Genomic DNA, 17377 nt, shown 5'->3' with positions numbered 1-17377 from the left:
TTACGTCCAATGGGCACCCTGCGCGCAGGGGTCGACCATGGCCGCAACGATCCGACAACAACAATTCAAAAAAGACTGCGGTAATGGTTATGAGTAAAGCGGACGCCTTCACCCAGGCAGGGAAAACCGCGGTATTGCAGAACATTCAGGGCACCCTGCAATTCCTCCAGCGCTTCCCGCCCTTCAATCAGATGGAACACGCTCACCTGGCTTATCTGGTGGAGCAATGTCAGCTGCGGTTCTATGGTCAGGGCGAGAGCATCATCAAACCCAGCGACGGCCCGGTCGAACACTTCTATATCGTCAAACAGGGCCGGGTGGTTGGCGAACGCCAGCACATCACCAAACCCGGCACCGAGACCACGTTTGAAATCACTACCGGCGAATGTTTTCCGCTGGCCGCATTGCTCGGCGAACGCGCGACGCGCACCGAGCATTTGGCTGGCGAAGACACCTTCTGCCTGCAACTGAACAAACTGGCGTTCATCAAGTTATTCGCGCTCTCCAACAGCTTCCGTGATTTCGCCTTGCGCGGGGTCAGCAGCCTGCTCGATCAGGTCAATCAGCAAGTGCAGCAGAAAGCCGTGGAAACCCTCGGCACCCAGTACTCGCTGAACACCCGCCTCGGCGAACTGGCGATGCGTCACCCGGTGACGTGCAGCCCGCAAACGCCACTGCGCGAAGCGGTGAAGCTGATGCATGAGCAACAGGTCGGCAGCATCGTCGTCGTGGATCAGCACAAGGCGCCGCTGGGGATTTTCACCCTGCGTGATCTGCGCCATGTCGTGGCTGAAGGCATCGGCGATTTCGGCGAAGCCATCGAGCGCCATATGACCCACGCGCCCTTCTACCTTTCACCGGACCACAGCGCCTTCGATGCGGCGATTGCCATGACCGAACGGCACATCGCCCACGTCTGTCTGGTCAAGGATCAACGCCTGTGCGGAGTGGTCTCGGAGCGTGATCTGTTCTCGCTGCAACGGGTCGATCTGGTGCATCTGGCGCGGACCATTCGCAGCGCGCAACGCGTCGAACAATTGGTGAGCCTGCGCGGCGAGATCGGCCAACTGGTCGAACGCATGCTCGCTCACGGCGCGTCTTCGACGCAGATCACCCACATCATCACCCTGCTCAACGACCACACCGTGTGCCGGGTGATCGAACTGACCCTCGCCGAAAAAGGCGACCCCGGCGTGCCGTTCAGTTGGCTGTGTTTCGGCAGTGAAGGCCGCCGCGAGCAAACGCTGCACACCGATCAGGACAACGGCATTCTGTTCGATGCCCGCGATGCCGCGCATGCGGCGGAGATTCGCGGCAAGCTGCTGCCGATTGCCCAACAGATCAATCAGAGCCTGGCGCAGTGCGGCTTCACCTTGTGCAAGGGCAACATCATGGCCGGCAACCCCGAGCTGTGCTTGTCGCGGGCGGAATGGGCACGGCGCTTTGCGGCGTTTATTCGTGAGGCGACGCCGGAGAACCTGTTGGGGTCGAGCATTTATTTCGATCTGCGCGTGGTCTGGGGCGATGAACAAGGTTGCGCGCAACTACGCCGGAGCATTCTCGATCAGGTCGGCGACAACCGCTTGTTCCAGCGCATGATGGCCGACAACGCGCTACGCAATCGTCCGCCGGTCGGGCGCTTCCGCGAGTTTGTACTGGCGCGCAAGAATGGCGAGAAAGCCACGCTCGATCTCAAGGTCCAAGGCCTGACGCCGTTCGTCGATGGCGCGCGACTGCTGGCGCTGGCCAACGGCATCGACGCCAACAACACCCTCGAACGTTTCCGTCAGTTGGTCGACAAGGAAGTCATCGAACGGCTCGACGGCGCGGCCTATGAAGAGGCGTATCACTTCATCCAGCAGACGCGCATGCAACAGCATCAACTGCAGACCCGCGAGAATCTGCCGTACTCCAACCGCGTCGATCCGGACAGCCTCAACCATCTCGATCGGCGCATTCTGCGTGAGTCGTTGCGACAGGCGCAGCGCCTGCAAAGCAGCCTGACCTTGCGGTATCAGCTATGAGCCTGTTTTCGTGGCTGCGTCCGGCCAGCCCGGTGCTGTCAGTGGATTTACAGCAACGCCTGGCAAAACTGCCCGCGATCACCGAGCTGGGTGAATGCAGCCTGCGTGAGCAGCGCTGGGTGGTGCTGGATCTGGAAACCACCGGGCTCAACCTGAACAAGGATCGGGTGTTGTCGATTGGCGCGGTGGTGATCGAGGATGGCGCGATCGATTTCAGCCAGCAGTTCGAACGCACGCTGCAATGCACAGAGTTGAAGCTCAGCCCCAGCGTATTGATTCATGGCCTGGGGCCGAATGCGATTGCCGCCGGCAGTGACCCGGTCGAAGCATTGCTGGAACTGCTGGAGTTTATCGGCGACAGCCCGGTGTTGGCGTTTCATGCGCCATTCGATCAGCACATGCTTGGACGCGCGTTGAAGGAGCATCTGGGGCACAAGTTGCAGCAGGTGTTTCTGGATGTCGCCGACATCGCCCCGCTGCTGTGCCCACAGGCGAACATTCGCGAAGCCGGGCTGGATGAGTGGATCGACTGGTTCAAGCTTGAGGTGTTCGAACGGCATAACGCGAGTGCCGATGCGTTGGCCACGGCGGAACTGGCATTGATTTTGTTCAGTCGCGCGCGTCAGCAACAGATGCACAGCCCGCTGAACCTGCAGCAACGCCTGAGCCAATGGAAGCGCCGCCAGCAAGCGCCGTCCTTCTAACCCCCCCCTGTAGGAGCTGCCGAAGGCTGCGATCTTTTGACCTTGATCTGCAAAAACAAGATCAACAGATCGCAGCCTGCGGCAGCTCCTACAGGGTTGTCCAAACGTGTCATCTGACCAGTGGCCAATTGCTAACCATTCCCACCTCTGCCAGAATCGCGAACAATTCGCGTTAGTTAACATTTCCCAATCGGTGATGTCCGGTGTCGTCAGCCCCAAGCCCTCACAGTCAGCTCGTCGGTGCGATGTATCGCGACCATCGCGGTTGGCTGCTGGCGTGGCTGCGGCGCAATGTGGCCTGTCCGCAACGCGCCGAAGACTTGAGCCAGGACACTTTCGTGCGCCTGCTCGGCCGCGATGAATTGCTGACGCCGCGTGAGCCACGGGCCTTTCTGGTGGCGATCGCCAAAGGCCTGCTGTTCGACTATTTCCGTCGCGCCGCGCTGGAGCAGGCCTATCTCACCGAATTGATGCTGATCCCTGAAGGCGAACAACCTTCTATAGAAGAACAGCAACTGATCCTCGAAGACCTCAAGGCCATCGACCGCTTGCTCGGCAAACTGTCGACCAAGGCCCGCGCCGCTTTCCTGTACAACCGCCTTGATGGCCTCGGCCATGCCGAGATCGCCGAGAAGCTCGGTGTTTCGGTGCCGCGCGTGCGTCAGTATCTGGCGCAAGGCATTCGTCAGTGCTACATCGCCCTGTACGGTGAGCCGACATGAGTCCCGCCAGTTCCCGCCCCGTACCGGCGCATGTGCTGGACGCGGCAATTGCCTGGCAACTGACCCTCGATTCGAGCAGCCCGCTGGAACGCGAAGAGTTCGCCAAATGGCACGCAGCGCATGAAGAACACGCGCGCGCCTGGCGGCAGCTGGGCATGCTCGATCAGCGCTTCAGCGTGGCCAAAGGTCCGGCGCGCAGTGCCTTGTTGCAATCGCGCGAGGGCATTCGCCGGCGCGTGCGCAGGCTTGGCAGCGGTTTGGCCAGCGTCGTCGTGGTCATCGGCCTGGGCCTGTTCCTGAGTGAGCGTTATCTGCCGCTGGATTACTGGCTCGCCGATCAGCGCACAGCCACCGGTGAACAACGCACCCTGCACCTTGCCGACGGTACCGTGCTCAATCTCAACACCCACAGCGCGGTGGATGTGCGTTTCGATGACAAGCGCCGGCTGATCGTTTTGCAGGAAGGCGAGATTCTCGTCGAAACCGGTCATGGCGATGCGCGGCCGTTTATCGTCGAAACCCGCGAGGGCAGCATGCGCGCCCTCGGCACGCGGTTCCTGGTCAAGCGCGAGGAAGATGGCACGCGCCTGAGCGTGTTGCAGTCGGCGGTGGCGGCACACACGCCAACGAACCCTGAAGAACAGATCCTCCGTGAAGGCCAGCAAGTGCTGCTGCGTAGCGACGGGCTGGACCCGATTGTCGCGCTCAATCCCGGCGCCGACGCGTGGACGCGCGGCATGCTGGTGGTCGACAACGCGCGGCTGGGCGATCTGGTGCATGAACTCGGGCGTTATCGACGCGGGCACCTGGGCGTCGCGCCGGACGTGGCTGATCTGCGGATTACCGGCAGCTTTCCGCTGCATGACACCGACAAAGCGCTGAACGCCCTGCTGCCGACCCTGCCGGTACAGATCGAGCAGCACACGCAGTATTGGGTGACAGTCGCGAAGGCTGATTCCAAGCCTGAATGATCGGGTGGCTGAGCGGTTGCTATCGCGAGCAGGCTCACTCCTACAGTTGAAATGCGTTCCCCTGTAGGAGTGAGCCTGCTCGCGATGGCGTCATCCGCCACACCGCTGTTTTCCGCAAATCGAAATTATTTTCATCCAGCCCTATCACTTTTCGAGTTTCATCCGGCACACAGGCAATTGAGAAATATTTCCATTCAGGAGCCGCCGTATGTCCCGTTCGCTAGACACCTTGTTGCGCCCCAGCCTGCTGGCCGTCGCCATTGCTCTCAGCGCGCCGCTGATCAGCAACCCGTTGCTCGCCGCTGAACAAGCGTCCAGCGTTCGCGCCTACAACCTGCCCGCCGCGCCGCTGTCGACCACGCTCAACCAGATCGCCAGCCAGGGCGGCCTCGCGCTGTCGCTGAACCCGGCGCTGGCAGCCGGCAAGACCTCGGCACCGGTGAGCGGTCAGTACGACGCGGCCGGCGCCTTGCGTGCAGCCCTGCGTGGCACCGGTCTGCAACTGGAACAAAGCAACGCCGGCACTTACAGCCTGGTCGCCGTGCCTGAAGGTACGCTGGCCCTGCCGGAGACTTCGGTCATCGGCGTGGAAAACAGCGAAACCGCCTGGAGCCCGGTCGAGGGCTACACCGCCACCCGCACCGCCGCCGGCACCAAGACCGACACCGCGCTGGTCGAAGCTCCCCGCTCGATCTCGGTTGCGACGCGCCAGCAAATGGAAGATCGTGGCGTGCACAGCCTCGACGACGCCGTGCGCTACATGCCGGGCATCACCGCCAGCAGCTACGGCAGCGACACCCGCATCGACTGGCTGCGCGTGCGTGGTTTCGAGCCGACCCAGTTCCTCGATGGCCTGCCGCTGCCACGCGGTGTCTACGCCAACCCGAAACCGGAAACCTGGAACCTCGATCGCCTCGCCCTGCTGCGTGGCCCGGCGTCGTCGGTATACGGCCAGACGCCTCCGGGCGGCTTGCTGGACATGGTCAGCCGCCGTCCAAGTGCCGAAGCCAGCAGCGAAATTCAGCTGCAATACGGCAGCGACAACCATCGCCAGATCAACTTCGCCAGCACCGACAAGATTGATGAGGCTGGTCAGTTCCTGTACAGCATCAGCGGCGTCGTGCGCGACAGCGACACGCAGATCGACCACATCGAAAACAAGCGCTACAACATCGCGCCGAGCCTGACCTGGAATATCGACGACGATACCAAGCTGACCCTGCTCACGCAGTTCACCCGTGACGATACCGGCGTCACCAGCCAGTTCTACCCGATCCAGGGCACCAAGATCGACATGCCGTTCGGCAAGATCTCCCACCACAAGAACCTCGGTGATCCTGACTACGACTACTACGACCGCACCTACTACGCGCTCGGTTACGCCTTCGAACATCGCCTGAATGACGTCTGGCAGTTCAAGCAGAACCTGCGTTACACCAAGTCGGATCTGGCCTTCCAGACCGTCACCGTCAACAGCTACAACCCGTCGTTCGCCGGGTTCACCGTCGACGATCAGGGCAATGTCGGCCGCGGCACCACCAACGTCGATGAAGACATCAGCCAGTTCGCCGTGGACAACAACTTCCAGGCCGATTTCGCCACCGGCGACATCCGCCATACGCTGCTGCTGGGTCTCGATCATCAACGCAGCAACACCAACTACACCTCGATCTTTGGCTCCGCGCCGGACATCAACGTCAACAACCCGATCTACGGCCAGACCATCGTGCGTCCACCGCGCTCCAGCGCGTTTTACGATTACGACCAGAAGACCACCCAGACCGGTCTCTACGTGCAGGACCAGATGGCCCTCGACCAGTGGCGCCTGACCCTCGGCGGGCGTGAAGACTGGGTGCACACCAGCACGCAGTTCATCAACAAGGGCGACGCCACCAACACTCAGCGTGACAAAGCGTTCAGCGGCAACGCGGCGATCAGCTACGTGTTCGACTCGGGTTTTGTGCCATACCTGTCGTATGCCGAATCGTTCCAGCCCACCAGCGGCGCCGACGCGACCTCGACCGACTCGTTCAAGCCGACCGAAGGCAAGCAGTGGGAAATGGGCATCAAGTACCAGCCACCGGGCAGCAAAACCCTGCTCAGCGCGGCGGTGTATGACCTGACCCAGAAGAACGTCTCGGTCAACAGCATCGTCAACAACGTGACGATCACCAGCCAGACCGGCGAAGTGAAAGTCAAAGGCCTGGAGCTGGAAGCGGTCTCCGACGTGACCGATAACCTGAAAGTCATCGCCGCCTACACCCTGGCCAAGTCCGAGGTGCAGAAAGGCGTCGACAAAGGCAATCGCCTGCAACTGATGCCGAACCAGCAAGCCTCGCTGTGGACCGACTACACCTGGCACACCGGCCTACTCGACGGCTTCGGCATCGGCGGCGGCGTGCGCTACACCGGCAACACCTACGGCGACAAAGGCAACACCTGGCTGGGCAAGGCTGACGCCTACACCGTGTTCGACGCGGCCGTGCATTACGACCTCGGCCGTCTGGACAACAGCCTCAAAGGCGCGTCGCTGGCACTCAACGCGACCAACCTGTTCGACAAGGACTACATTTCCACCTGCGACGGTTTCTACTGCTACTACGGCGACCAGCGCAGCGTCGTCGCCAGTGCCACTTACAAGTGGTAAGCAACTGAGCTGAAACAGGCCCTGTGACCAGGCCGTCCCTCGTGGACGGCTTTGGTGTTTTTGAAGGTCATGAAATGAAAAGTAAAACAATTCGTCGCTGGTCGTTTATCCACACCTGGACCAGTCTGATCTGCACCGTGTTTTTGCTGATGCTGGCATTGACCGGTTTGCCACTGATTTTCCATCACGAGATCGAGCACCTGCTCGGCGATGCCCCCGAAGTGCGTGAGATGCCCGCCGACACGCCGCGGCTGAATCTGGCGCAACTGGTCGAGGCCGCAGAAAAACATCGCCCTGACGACGTCGTGCAGTACTTCGGCTTCGACGACGATGAGCCGAATGCCGTGCTGACGATCATGGCGAAAACCGCCGGCACCGAGCCGAACTCCTCGCACACCTTCATGCTCGATGCGCGCACTGGTGAAGCGCTGGAAACCCCGTCGGCCAACGGCGGCTTGATGCTGTTCATCCTGCGCCTGCATGTCGACATGTTCGCCGGGCTGCCGGGCAAGTTGCTGCTGGCGTTCATGGGTTTGCTGTTTGTCGTGGCCATCGTCTCCGGGACGGTGCTGTATTTGCCGTTCATGCGCCGGCTGAAATTCGGCACGGTGCGCCAGGATAAATCCACCCGGTTGCGCTGGCTTGACCTGCATAACCTGATCGGCGTAGTCACCCTGACGTGGGCGCTGGTGGTGGGCGTCACCGGTGTGATCAGCGCCTGCGCCGATCTGTTGATCGCCGCTTGGCGCAACGAAGCACTGACTGCGCTGATCGAGCCTTATCGCGACGCCCCGCCACTGACCCATCTGGCGCCGGCCACGCGGTTGCTCGATATCGCCGCTGAAGTTGCACCGGGCATGAAGCCGGATTTCATTGCCTTCCCCGGCACGCGGTTTTCCAGCGAGCATCATTACTCGGTGTTCATGAAGGGCGGCACGCACCTGACTTCGCACTTGTTGACGCCGGTGTTGATCGACGCCACTACCCTGAAGGTCACGGCGGTGGCCGAGCGGCCGTGGTACATGGACGCCATGGGCATGTCGCAGCCGCTGCACTTCGGTGACTACGGCGGCATGCCAATGAAAATCCTCTGGGCCACGCTCGATGTGCTGACCATCATCGTTCTTGGCAGTGGCGTGTATCTGTGGGTGGTGCGGCGCAAGGCCGCCAAGCCTGTGCCGGAACCGGCGGAGGCCTCTGCATGAAGCCGCGTCAGTCGAATTTCTGGAAAGTCTTCAGCACGCCGATCGTGATTGCGTTGCTGAGTGCGGCGGGGTTGTTTGCGGCGTTGCTGGGGGACGGGGTCTGGGATGCGTTGAGCTGGGTCGGGCTGGGTGTGCCGGCGGTTCTGGCCATAAGAGGTCTACTGCTGCGAAGCTGAAAAACCTTTGTAGGAGTGAGCCTGCTCGCGATAACGGTGGGTCAGCCAACATTGATGTTGAATGTTATTGCGCTATCGCGAGCAGGCTCACTCCTACATTGGGTCCGGCGTCAGGCTTGAGCTCGTGCGCTGACGCGCTATGCTGCTCCCTCATCGTTCTGATCGAGACCCTGCCAATGTCCGCCCCCAGCATGACCCTGTACCACAACACGCTTTCCCCGTTCGTACGCAAAGTGATGGTGTTGCTGCACGAGACCGGCCAGCAGGATCGCGTCGCGTTGCAAGACTGTGTGCTCAGCCCGGTCAGCCCGAGTGCCGAGCTCAACGCCGACAATCCGCTGGGCAAGATTCCGGCCCTGCGCCTGGCCGATGGCAACGTCATCCATGACAGCCGCGTGATCCTCGAATACCTCGACCACCAACACGTCGGCAACCCGTTGATCCCGCGTGAAGGCGCGGCCCGCTGGCGTCGTCTGACTCTGGCCTCGATGGCTGACGGGATCATGGACGCCTCGGTGATGGTGCGTTATGAACTGGTCTTGCGCGCGCCAGAGAAACATTGGGACGAATGGCTCGAAGCCCAACGCGAGAAGATCCGTCGCGCGTTGAATCTGTTGGAAAACGATGCAATCGCCGAGCTGACCAGCCACTTCGATGTGGCCGCGATCAGCGTGGCGTGTGCGCTCGGTTACCTCGACCTGCGCTTCCCGGACCTAGGCTGGCGTGACGCCAACCCGCAATTGGCCAACTGGTTTTTTGAGGTGAGTCAGCGAGCGTCCATGATCGCGACGATGCCCAAGCCTTAGTTCTTGGGTGCCTGTTCCGGCCTCTTCGCGAGCAAGCCCGCTCCCACAATGGAATCGGTGATGACACCAACCACCGATCCGCCACAAACCCTGTGGGAGCTGGCTTGCCAGCGATGGCGGCAACTCGGTTCCACAGGCAAATAGCCGATAATCCGCGTCACCAACTCATCCTTCCAGCGCTGATCCTCGCGCAACCCCAACGACCGGCTCATTCCACCACCCCGATATCAAACGCCAACGGCTTGGCCGGTTTCTGCCCAATCCCGTACCAATCCAGTTTGCGCGTCAGCACCATGAACACCCCGAGCAAACCGAACAGCAACAACGAGCCCATCAACAGCGCGTAATCCTCGGCACTCAGCAACCCATACAGCAGGCCATACAACGCCGCCAACCCCGCCGAAAAACTCAAGCCGTGGCGCACGCTGTGCAACACGTGGCAGACATAAAAGCCGATCAACAACACACAACCACTGGCCGACAGCAGATACGCGAGGGCAAAGCCGATGTGCTCGGACAACGACAGCAACAACAGATAAAAGAACGCCAGCGCGACACCGACCAACGCGTACTGCACCGGGTGCACCGCCAGGCTCTTGAGCACTTCGAAGAGGAAGAAACCGGCGAACGTCAGGACGATGAACAGCAAGGCATATTTGATCGCCCGGTCACTCTTCAGATACTGATCCACCGGGTCGATGAAACTCACCCCGAAACTGCGCCCGTTGAACGCCTCGCAGTCGCCGAGCACGCAGCGCTCCATCGCCTCTTGCAGGTTGGTGGAGAAAAACGAAGTCTGCCAATCGGCGCTGAAACCCTGATCGTTGATCTCGCGCTTGGCCGGCAGAAAGTTGCCGACGAAACTCGGATGCGGCCAGTTGGCGGCGAGGCTGACGCCGCTGGTCTTGCCCACCGGCAACACCTGCAACGAACCCGTGCCCTGCAGGCGCAGGTCGAAAGCGAAGGCCATTTCCACAGGTTTGCTGGTGTCGAGCACTGGCAGTGCTACCCGCACACCTTGACCGAGCCAGCCGACCTCGGTACCTGGCACAAAGTCCAGGCGCTGACCGTCGAGTTCCAGTTTCAGCGCGTTTTCGATCCCGCGAATATCGCTGATGCCCACGGCGAGAAACGGCGCGTCGAACTGGTAGTCGGCGAAGTTTTCCTTGATGCCCAACTGGGCCGGCAACGAGAAATGCCCATTGATACGGTTATCCGCGTGGAACAGCCGCGCCTCGTAAATGCCACGCTTGCGCAGCTCGGTTTGCACCTGCCCGTCGAGTTCGAAACGCTCCGGCAAGAAATACAGACGTCCGCGCTCTTCGCCGATGTCTTCATAACGCTGATTGGTTTTTTCGTTGGTTTTCCACGTGCGTACCACTTTGCGATACGGCACCACCATCACCGGCCCGCTCAGTTGCTGGCTGTAACTGGAACTGCGGGCAATGTCTTCGAGTACGCCGTCGCGCAGTTGTTGGCGCTCATCGATAACGCCATCAATCATCAGCAACGGGATCAACAGCAGCAGGATCAGCAGGGCAATGGCGCCGAGCTTTATTGTCAGATTCTTGTTCATGGGACTCTCCCTGTTTGGATGGGCAGAGTCTGGTGATTGGTTGTGGGAGGAATGTGGGGAGATTGTGGAGTTTGTGTGGGGATCAAAAGATCACAGCCTTCGGCAGCTCCTACAGGGGAACGCATTCCAAACTGTAGGAGTGAGCCAGCTCGCAATAGCCGCACCTCGGTATCAAGGCAAGCGCAATCTCACTTCAACCCCGTTCTCGACATTGCGAATCCGCATCACCCCACCATGCAACTTGACCACTTCTTCAACGAAGTTAAGCCCCAACCCCGTGCTTTTGCGCCCACTGTCCGGACGCGGCAACGAGTAGAAGCGCTCAGTCAGACGCGGCAAAGCGTAGTCAGGAATCGGCGCAGTTTCATTGAACAGACGAAACTCGATCTGCTCGTCAACCCGCTCGGCACTGAAACGCAACAACCCCTCTCGAGGGGTGAAATCGAGGGCATTCTCCAGCAGATTGCCCAGCGCCTGGCGCAACAGAAACGGCTCGCCCGTCAACAGCAGATCCGCCGCAATCATCTGCTCGATCCGCAGCTGTTTACCTTCAATCCGCGCGGCCTGCGCCTGCAACAACTCATCCACCAACACCGCCAGTGGCACCGCGACCCGTTCTTCCAGGCCTTGGCGTTGTTCGACTTGCGCCAGATTCAGCAACCGCTCGATCAACTGCTGCATCCGCGCGCTTTCACTGTCGATGTTGCCGACAAACCGCAGGCGCTGAACCGGCTGCATTTCCCCTTGCAGCAACTCGGCGGCGCCACGAATCGCCGCCAGCGGGCTCTTCAATTCATGGGTCAGTGTGTGCACATAACGCTCGACGTAGGCCTTGCCTTCCAGTTGCGTGCGCATCTGCTCCACAGCGGTGGCGAGTTGTTCCAGTTCACCGCCGCGATAATGCGGCACTTCCACCCGCCGACCTTCGCTGACGGCTTGGGCGTAACCGGTCAAACGATGCAGCGCACGGCTCAGCCACCACGACAGTAATGCACCGAAGAGCAGACCGAGGCCGATCAGACCCGCGCCGTAAAACAGCAAGCGCCGCTCGGTGCGATCAACATAAGGCTGCAATGAACTGTTGGGCTTGGCCACGGTGACCACGCCGATGATTTTGCCGTTATCGCGAATCGGCGCGCCGACGTGCATTACCGAAGAGTTGGCGTCATTCGGATCGCTGCGGCTCGAGCGCGCGCCGTACTCACCGCGCAGGGTCAGGTAGACGTCGTTCCAGCGCGAGTAATCCTGACCGACCGCCACCCCGCTGGAGTCGAGGACGACGATGCCCTTGGCGTCAGTTACGTAGATGCGGTGGTTGACCTGATTTTTCGGCAAGCCCCAGATCGTCGCTTGCGGCTGGCGTTCGCCATAGGCGCGCAGCAACTGCGGCCAGCGATTCTCGCTGAGGGTGCCGGCCTTGAAGTCGTCACGAAGGATTTCCGCCATCAGGTTCGCGGTGTCCACCAGGGTTTCTTCGGTGGACTGACGCACGCCGGGACGGATTTCTTCCATTACCGTATTGAGCACGAAATAACCGGTGAGGCCGATAAACAGCACATACACCAGAAATATCCGCAGGCCCAACGACATCAGCTGTGCCCCGGACTATAGCTGTAGCCGAGGCCGCGATGGGTCTGGATCGGCTCGGCGGCGGCACGCACCAGCCGCAACTTGGCGCGCAGGCTCTTGATGTGGCTGTCGATGCTGCGCTCGTAACCGGCATCGGCCGCCACGCCCAGCGCGTCGAGCAATTGTTCGCGGCTGAACACCCGCTCGGGTTGTTCGAGCAGGCATTGCAGCAGACGGAATTCGTGGCGGGTCAGGCTCAGCGGCTGGCCTCGATAGCTGATCTGCACGCGCTCGGGATCAATGCGAAACAGCGCCGAAGCGGCCTCGATGGCGGGACGTGGCGCCATGCGTTTGAGGATCGCCTTGACCCGCGCCGCGACTTCGCGCGGGCTGAACGGCTTGACCACGTAGTCGTCAGCGCCGATCTCCAGCCCGACCACGCGATCAATCTCGGCATCACGGGCGCTGAGGAACAACACCGGCACTTCGCTGAAACGCCGCAGCTGTTTGCAGGTCTCGAAACCGCTGATGTCCGGCAGGCCGATGTCGAGGATGATCAGATCGGCCGGGGTCTGTCGCTGATGCTCCAGCGCCGCTGCGCCAAGGCTCAGCCACGTGGTGCTGAAACCCTCGCCCTGCAAGGCAAAAATCAGCGTGTCGGCAATCGCCGCTTCGTCTTCGACAATCAGGATATGAGGCATGGCGTCCGAGCCCGTGGTTGAGTGCGCGAACGGTGCCCCAAGCCTGACGTTACGTCAATGAGACCACTTGGCTCAGCAGTCCGGTTTGTCAGCCGTGAAGCGCCGCGCCGGGTTGACTGCCGCACCGAACTCGCGCAAGGCTTTGGCACCGATCAGCAGCGGATAATTGAAGTTGCTGCGGTCGGTCAGGTTGACCTCTACGGTACGCTTGACGTCGCCCAGGCACAGCTCCAGGTCGACCACCGGGCGCTTGGCGACTTCGGTGCTTTCGCCCTCGTCCTCTTCATCCGAGCGGCTCTTGATCTTGCTGATCCGCGCGACCTTGTGTTCGTAGACCTTGTTGCTGGCGTCCTTGGTGCCGAGGCGGAAACGCACCCAATCCTCGCCATCGCGGGTGAAGGTTTCGATGTCCTTGGCCGACAGCGAGGCAGTCAGCGCGCCGGTGTCCATCTTGGCCTTGAGCACTTCGCCGCCGATTTCCGGCAGCGCGATGTATTCGTAGCGCCCGTACAGGGTCGGCTCGGCGGCCATGACCGGCAGGGCGACGAGGGCAAACAGTGCAAGGAGGGATTTCACGTAAGGGGCTTCCTTGGGGAGTTAGGCAACGGAATTTTAGACCGTTGCGCGCTTGATCGTTCCCACGCTCTGCGTGGGCATGCATCCAGTGACGCTCTGCGTCACAGGGACGCGGAGCGTCCCGGGCGGCGTTACCACGCAGAGCGTGGGAACGATCAGGTTAACGCGACTAAAGTGAAACATTCGTCAGCGTTGATTTGGCCTGCCGCGCGAAGCTGCTTATCATGGCGCGCCCATCCGTTTGCAAAGAGTTGCTTATGCGCCGCCTGCTCACCGGCTGTTTCGTCACCTTGCTGCTGTTGCTCAACACCCTGATCCTGATCGGGCCGTTGCTGGTGTTTGCCCTGCTCAAACTGGTCGCCCCGGGCCGCTGGCGCGACTATGCGTCGTCGGCGGTGATGTGGATCGCCGAGACCTGGGCCGAGATCGACAAGCTGATTTTCCGCCTGTGCATCCCCACTCAGTGGGACATTCGCGGTGGCGAGGATCTGCGTGGCGACACCTCGTACCTGGTGGTCAGCAACCACCAATCGTGGGTCGACATCCCGGCGCTGATCCAGACGCTGAACCGGCGCACGCCGTTCTTCAAATTCTTCCTCAAGAAAGAACTGATCTGGGTGCCGTTTCTGGGGCTGGCGTGGTGGGCGCTGGATTACCCGTTCATGAAGCGCTACACCAAGGCCTTTCTGGCGAAGAACCCCGAGCTGGCGGGCAAGGATCTGGAGATCACCAAACAGGCCTGCGAGCTGTTCAAGCGACAGCCAGTGACCGTGGTGAATTATCTGGAAGGCACGCGCTACACGGCGGCGAAAAGCGCCGAGCAACAATCACCGTTCAACCATTTGCTCAAGCCCAAGGCTGGCGGCGTGGCGTTTGTCTTGGCGGCGATGGGTGAACAGCTGGATGCGATTCTCGATGTCACTGTGGTTTATCCACAGGAGAAAATTCCAGGCTTCTGGGATTTGATCAGCGGCGCCGTGCCGCGCGTGATCATCGACATCCAGACCCGCGAACTCGATCCGGCGCTGTGGCAGGGCGATTACGAGAACGATCCGGCGTTTCGCCAGACGGTCCAGAACTGGGTCAACCAGCTCTGGAACGACAAGGATCGACGCATCGCCGAACTGCGCAGCGAGCGGCGCTGAATCAGCTACCGGTGCCGGCGCCCCAGATGCTGCCAAGGCTTTGCAGCAGCGGGCCGCCGACGCCTTGGTCACCCAGATACTTGAGCAACACCGGGGCAAACTGGCCGACCATGCCGCTGTCCATGCCCAACGCGCCGAAGGCGTTGTTCAGGTCACTGGTGTTCTTGACGTTGCCCAGTGCGTTTTCCAGACCGGCCGACTTGCCCGACGAGCCCAACAACCCGCTCAACGCTGCCAGGTTGCCGCTACCGCCCGACAGCTTGTCGATGCCCGGCACTTCTTTGGCCAACTGCGAATAATCGGTGCTGCTCAACTGGTTCTTGGCCAGGCCAAGCATTGCACTGGTGCCGCCGACGGCTTGCTGAGGGGTAACACCCAGACCGGTGACCGCTTGCAGCAGGCCAGCGGTTTCCGAGGTCGGTGCCGCAGCAGTGGCCGCGTTGCCGCCCTGCATGCTTGAAGCTGCCTTGGTCACATCGTCCAGGCTGAAACCGGCAAACACCGGGCTGGCCGCAAGGGTCATCAGCGAAGCCATGGCAATACCGCGTGAAATCTTCATTCAGACATCCTCTTGCGCTGTGAAAACCGTCCGTCGATGGACGATAAAACTGCCGGTTTGACCGGGGACTCGCGGGCATGTTCCTCGCCTGCGCATCCATTTTCATCATACCCACGTATATGAATCGTGAAACCCTGGAATTGCCGCGATGAATGGCACAACCGCTATCGCTGAACTAGCCTGTGAACAGCCCGAGCTGCGCCCTCGTCGCCCGACATTTGCCTGGAGAGTCGCTATTTCCACCGCCGACACCGATCAGTTGCGACAGCTGTTGGCCCAGTGTTCACTGGGTGACCGTCGCGCCTTCGAAACCCTCTACCGCAGCGTCGGCCCGCGCCTGCATGGCGTGGCCCTGCGTTTCATGGGCCGCGCGGATCTGGCTGAAGAAGTATTGCAGGAAGCCTTCGTGCGCATCTGGAACAACGCCTCGCGCTATCAAGCGCACTTGTCGGCGCCGCTGACCTGGATGATCAACATCACCCGCAATCAAGCCATCGACCAGTTGCGCAAACAGCGCGAGCGCCCGCTGACCGATCTGGAACAGGACGCGCTGGCGGACGCCAGTCCTTCGGCTCACGAACAACTGGACAGCGCCCGTGAGGCTCATGCGTTGAACCGTTGCCTGGAAACGCTTGAAAGCATGCAGCGCCAGTCGATCACTGTGGCCTACTTTCAGGGATTGTCGTGTACGGAACTCGCCGAACACCTCGCGACACCGCTGGGGACGGTCAAATCATGGATCCGCCGCGGCATGGAACGCTTGCGCCGGTGCCTTGAATCATGAACTACCAGACCCCCGCCCTGCGCCGCGCCCTCGCCGCCGATTACGCCATCGGCCTGATGCCTGCGCCTGCACGTCGGCGTTTTGAACAATTGCTGCTGGATGACCCTGCGTTGCGTGCCGAACTGGCGCAGTGGCAGGAAGCGCTGGTCAGCCTCACCGAATCCTTGCCGGAACATCCGGTGCCGGACCGCGTGTGGCAAGGCATCACCGCGCGCATCGAACCGCAAGTGCTGCATGTCCCCGAGAAACGTCCGTTCTGGAATTGGCTACGACTCTCGGCGGCAGCTTGCTCGATTGTCGTGCTGGTGTTCCTCGGTTCGCTGTACAACCGCGACGACACCCGCTACAGCGCCACCCTGCTGACCGCCGAGGCGCAACCGGCGCTGAAGGTCGAGGCGCATGCGGATTATCTGCAAGTGGAGCCGCTGACACTGGCCTCCGTCGCGCCTGATCGCAGCCTGGAACTGTGGGCAATCCCTGCCGACGGCAAACCGATCTCGCTGGGTGTGATCCCGGCGGGTGGCAAGGGCAAGGTCGAGTTGAGCGAGGCGCAGAAGACTCTGATCGGGAAGCCGATTGCGCTGGCGGTGAGTCTGGAACCGAAGGGTGGTTCGCCGACCGGGCAGCCGACTGGACCGGTTCTTTATCAGGGTGCTTTGGCAGCCCTCTAATTGCGGAAGATCAAAAGATCGCAGCCTTCGGCAGCTCCTACATGGATTGGTGTAGGAGCTGCCGAAGGCTGCGATCTTTTAGGCCCTTTAGTTGCACGCCATGTGAATCGATATTTCAAAACGAACTATAAACCTGTCAGATCTGACACTAGGCGACAACCATCATCCACGCGAGTATTGCGGCTCCCATTTATGTAACGGAGTACAAATGATGAAGCTGAAAGTTATCACGGGTGTCCTGATGAGTCTGGCCATGATGAGTACCGCCTATGCCGCTACTTGCCCGACAGTCTCGGTGAGCCAATCTCAAGACGCCGACGATCTCACCTTCACTTCCGCACGCCTTAAAGACAAAGACACACCAAAATCGGTGGTTATTTGCCGGTATGAAGGTAAGGGCGATCGCGGCGCCTCGATCAGTTATCGAAACGAGACCCCGGTTAAAGCCACCGGGAGCAACTGGAAAGGTGATGACTGTGCTACTGCTGACGGTGACGCCAGCAAATGCTCGTTCAAAGAATAAAAACCAACGTAAAAAAAG

The 17377-nt window shown here is 60.8% G+C and carries 17 protein-coding genes; 12 read left to right on the top strand and 5 right to left on the bottom strand.

The features are described from left to right. The first annotated feature begins 89 nt into the window (after positions 1-89). From QOL84_RS22115 to QOL84_RS22080, 8 genes are all read left to right on the top strand, one after another. Complete coding sequence (locus QOL84_RS22115) at positions 90-2024, top strand: DUF294 nucleotidyltransferase-like domain-containing protein (RefSeq protein WP_346772243.1); 1935 nt, start codon at positions 90-92, stop codon at positions 2022-2024. Then, positions 2021-2728, top strand: coding sequence for a 3'-5' exonuclease (locus QOL84_RS22110; protein ID WP_283438547.1), 708 nt, complete (start codon positions 2021-2023; stop codon positions 2726-2728). Before QOL84_RS22115 ends, QOL84_RS22110 begins: the two co-directional genes overlap by 4 nt. A gap of 245 nt (positions 2729-2973) precedes the next feature. Beyond that, entirely contained in the window at positions 2974-3450 is a 477-nt protein-coding gene (locus QOL84_RS22105) for an RNA polymerase sigma factor (protein WP_256661316.1), read from the top strand. Then, entirely contained in the window at positions 3447-4421 is a 975-nt protein-coding gene (locus QOL84_RS22100; protein WP_283438546.1) for a FecR domain-containing protein, read from the top strand. The genes QOL84_RS22105 and QOL84_RS22100 overlap by 4 nt, the downstream gene beginning before the upstream one ends. Before the next feature lie 208 nt (positions 4422-4629). Next, positions 4630-7068 (top strand): TonB-dependent siderophore receptor, encoded by a 2439-nt coding sequence (locus QOL84_RS22095; RefSeq protein ID WP_283438545.1) that lies wholly within the window; start codon positions 4630-4632, stop codon positions 7066-7068. Between the two features lie 74 nt (positions 7069-7142). After that, on the top strand, positions 7143-8273 hold the full coding sequence (locus tag QOL84_RS22090) for a PepSY-associated TM helix domain-containing protein (RefSeq protein ID WP_283438544.1): 1131 nt from the start codon (positions 7143-7145) through the stop codon (positions 8271-8273). Next, positions 8270-8449, top strand: coding sequence for a hypothetical protein (locus tag QOL84_RS22085; RefSeq protein ID WP_283438543.1), 180 nt, complete (start codon positions 8270-8272; stop codon positions 8447-8449). The genes QOL84_RS22090 and QOL84_RS22085 overlap by 4 nt, the downstream gene beginning before the upstream one ends. Before the next feature lie 176 nt (positions 8450-8625). Next, complete coding sequence (locus tag QOL84_RS22080) at positions 8626-9255, top strand: glutathione S-transferase (protein WP_283438542.1); 630 nt, start codon at positions 8626-8628, stop codon at positions 9253-9255. A gap of 208 nt (positions 9256-9463) precedes the next feature. Here QOL84_RS22080 and creD read toward each other — a convergent pair whose 3' ends face one another. The 4 genes from creD to rloA2 all read right to left on the bottom strand — a co-directional run bounded on the left by creD (position 9464) and on the right by rloA2 (position 13677). Next, positions 9464-10831 carry a cell envelope integrity protein CreD gene (gene creD / locus QOL84_RS22075; RefSeq protein ID WP_283438541.1) on the bottom strand — a complete coding sequence of 456 codons (1368 nt, stop codon included), beginning with the start codon at positions 10829-10831 and terminating at the stop codon, positions 9464-9466. 171 nt (positions 10832-11002) lie between these two features. Further along, positions 11003-12421, bottom strand: coding sequence for a two-component system sensor histidine kinase CreC (creC, locus tag QOL84_RS22070; RefSeq protein WP_283438540.1), 1419 nt, complete (start codon positions 12419-12421; stop codon positions 11003-11005). Continuing rightward, positions 12421-13101, bottom strand: a complete 681-nt coding sequence (gene creB / locus QOL84_RS22065; RefSeq protein ID WP_129395813.1) for a two-component system response regulator CreB — start codon at positions 13099-13101, stop codon at positions 12421-12423. Before creB ends, creC begins: the two co-directional genes overlap by 1 nt. A gap of 72 nt (positions 13102-13173) precedes the next feature. Next, positions 13174-13677: a retropepsin-like aspartic peptidase RloA2 gene (rloA2, locus tag QOL84_RS22060; protein WP_053124525.1), complete on the bottom strand. Its 504-nt coding sequence runs from the start codon at positions 13675-13677 to the stop codon at positions 13174-13176. Positions 13678-13934: 257 nt separating this feature from the next. Between rloA2 and yihG the strand changes: the two genes are divergently transcribed. After that, positions 13935-14822, top strand: coding sequence for a 1-acylglycerol-3-phosphate O-acyltransferase, YihG family (gene yihG / locus QOL84_RS22055; protein ID WP_129395814.1), 888 nt, complete (start codon positions 13935-13937; stop codon positions 14820-14822). 1 nt (position 14823) lies between these two features. Here the strand turns inward: yihG and QOL84_RS22050 are convergent, their stop codons facing one another. After that, entirely contained in the window at positions 14824-15381 is a 558-nt protein-coding gene (locus QOL84_RS22050; protein ID WP_129395815.1) for a DUF2780 domain-containing protein, read from the bottom strand. Positions 15382-15529: 148 nt separating this feature from the next. Here QOL84_RS22050 and QOL84_RS22045 point away from each other — a divergent pair, with 148 nt between their 5' ends. The 3 genes from QOL84_RS22045 (at position 15530) to QOL84_RS22035 (ending at position 17359) form a co-directional block, all read left to right on the top strand. Further along, a complete protein-coding gene (locus QOL84_RS22045) occupies positions 15530-16165 on the top strand; it encodes a sigma-70 family RNA polymerase sigma factor (protein WP_283438539.1) in 636 nt (211 codons plus the stop codon). Then, complete coding sequence (locus QOL84_RS22040) at positions 16162-16836, top strand: anti-sigma factor (RefSeq protein ID WP_283438538.1); 675 nt, start codon at positions 16162-16164, stop codon at positions 16834-16836. The genes QOL84_RS22045 and QOL84_RS22040 overlap by 4 nt, the downstream gene beginning before the upstream one ends. A gap of 211 nt (positions 16837-17047) precedes the next feature. Then, positions 17048-17359, top strand: coding sequence for a hypothetical protein (locus QOL84_RS22035; protein ID WP_283438537.1), 312 nt, complete (start codon positions 17048-17050; stop codon positions 17357-17359). Positions 17360-17377: the final 18 nt, after the last annotated feature.

It is taken from the genome of Pseudomonas helmanticensis, assembly GCF_900182985.1.
GTDB lineage: Bacteria > Pseudomonadota > Gammaproteobacteria > Pseudomonadales > Pseudomonadaceae > Aquipseudomonas > Aquipseudomonas helmanticensis.
Note: the sequence above shows the minus strand (reverse complement) of the source record. Positions and strands in the feature narration are given on the sequence as shown.

Coding starts and splice junctions, on each gene's coding strand:
- QOL84_RS22115 (WP_346772243.1), top strand. CDS start 90: ATGAGTAAAGCGGACGCCTTCACCCAGGCAGGGAAAACCGCGGTATTG.
- QOL84_RS22110 (WP_283438547.1), top strand. CDS start 2,021: ATGAGCCTGTTTTCGTGGCTGCGTCCGGCCAGCCCGGTGCTGTCAGTG.
- QOL84_RS22105 (WP_256661316.1), top strand. CDS start 2,974: ATGTATCGCGACCATCGCGGTTGGCTGCTGGCGTGGCTGCGGCGCAAT.
- QOL84_RS22100 (WP_283438546.1), top strand. CDS start 3,447: ATGAGTCCCGCCAGTTCCCGCCCCGTACCGGCGCATGTGCTGGACGCG.
- QOL84_RS22095 (WP_283438545.1), top strand. CDS start 4,630: ATGTCCCGTTCGCTAGACACCTTGTTGCGCCCCAGCCTGCTGGCCGTC.
- QOL84_RS22090 (WP_283438544.1), top strand. CDS start 7,143: ATGAAAAGTAAAACAATTCGTCGCTGGTCGTTTATCCACACCTGGACC.
- QOL84_RS22085 (WP_283438543.1), top strand. CDS start 8,270: ATGAAGCCGCGTCAGTCGAATTTCTGGAAAGTCTTCAGCACGCCGATC.
- QOL84_RS22080 (WP_283438542.1), top strand. CDS start 8,626: ATGTCCGCCCCCAGCATGACCCTGTACCACAACACGCTTTCCCCGTTC.
- creD (WP_283438541.1), bottom strand. CDS start 10,831: ATGAACAAGAATCTGACAATAAAGCTCGGCGCCATTGCCCTGCTGATC.
- creC (WP_283438540.1), bottom strand. CDS start 12,421: ATGTCGTTGGGCCTGCGGATATTTCTGGTGTATGTGCTGTTTATCGGC.
- creB (WP_129395813.1), bottom strand. CDS start 13,101: ATGCCTCATATCCTGATTGTCGAAGACGAAGCGGCGATTGCCGACACG.
- yihG (WP_129395814.1), top strand. CDS start 13,935: ATGCGCCGCCTGCTCACCGGCTGTTTCGTCACCTTGCTGCTGTTGCTC.
- QOL84_RS22050 (WP_129395815.1), bottom strand. CDS start 15,381: ATGAAGATTTCACGCGGTATTGCCATGGCTTCGCTGATGACCCTTGCG.
- QOL84_RS22045 (WP_283438539.1), top strand. CDS start 15,530: ATGAATGGCACAACCGCTATCGCTGAACTAGCCTGTGAACAGCCCGAG.
- QOL84_RS22040 (WP_283438538.1), top strand. CDS start 16,162: ATGAACTACCAGACCCCCGCCCTGCGCCGCGCCCTCGCCGCCGATTAC.
- QOL84_RS22035 (WP_283438537.1), top strand. CDS start 17,048: ATGAAGCTGAAAGTTATCACGGGTGTCCTGATGAGTCTGGCCATGATG.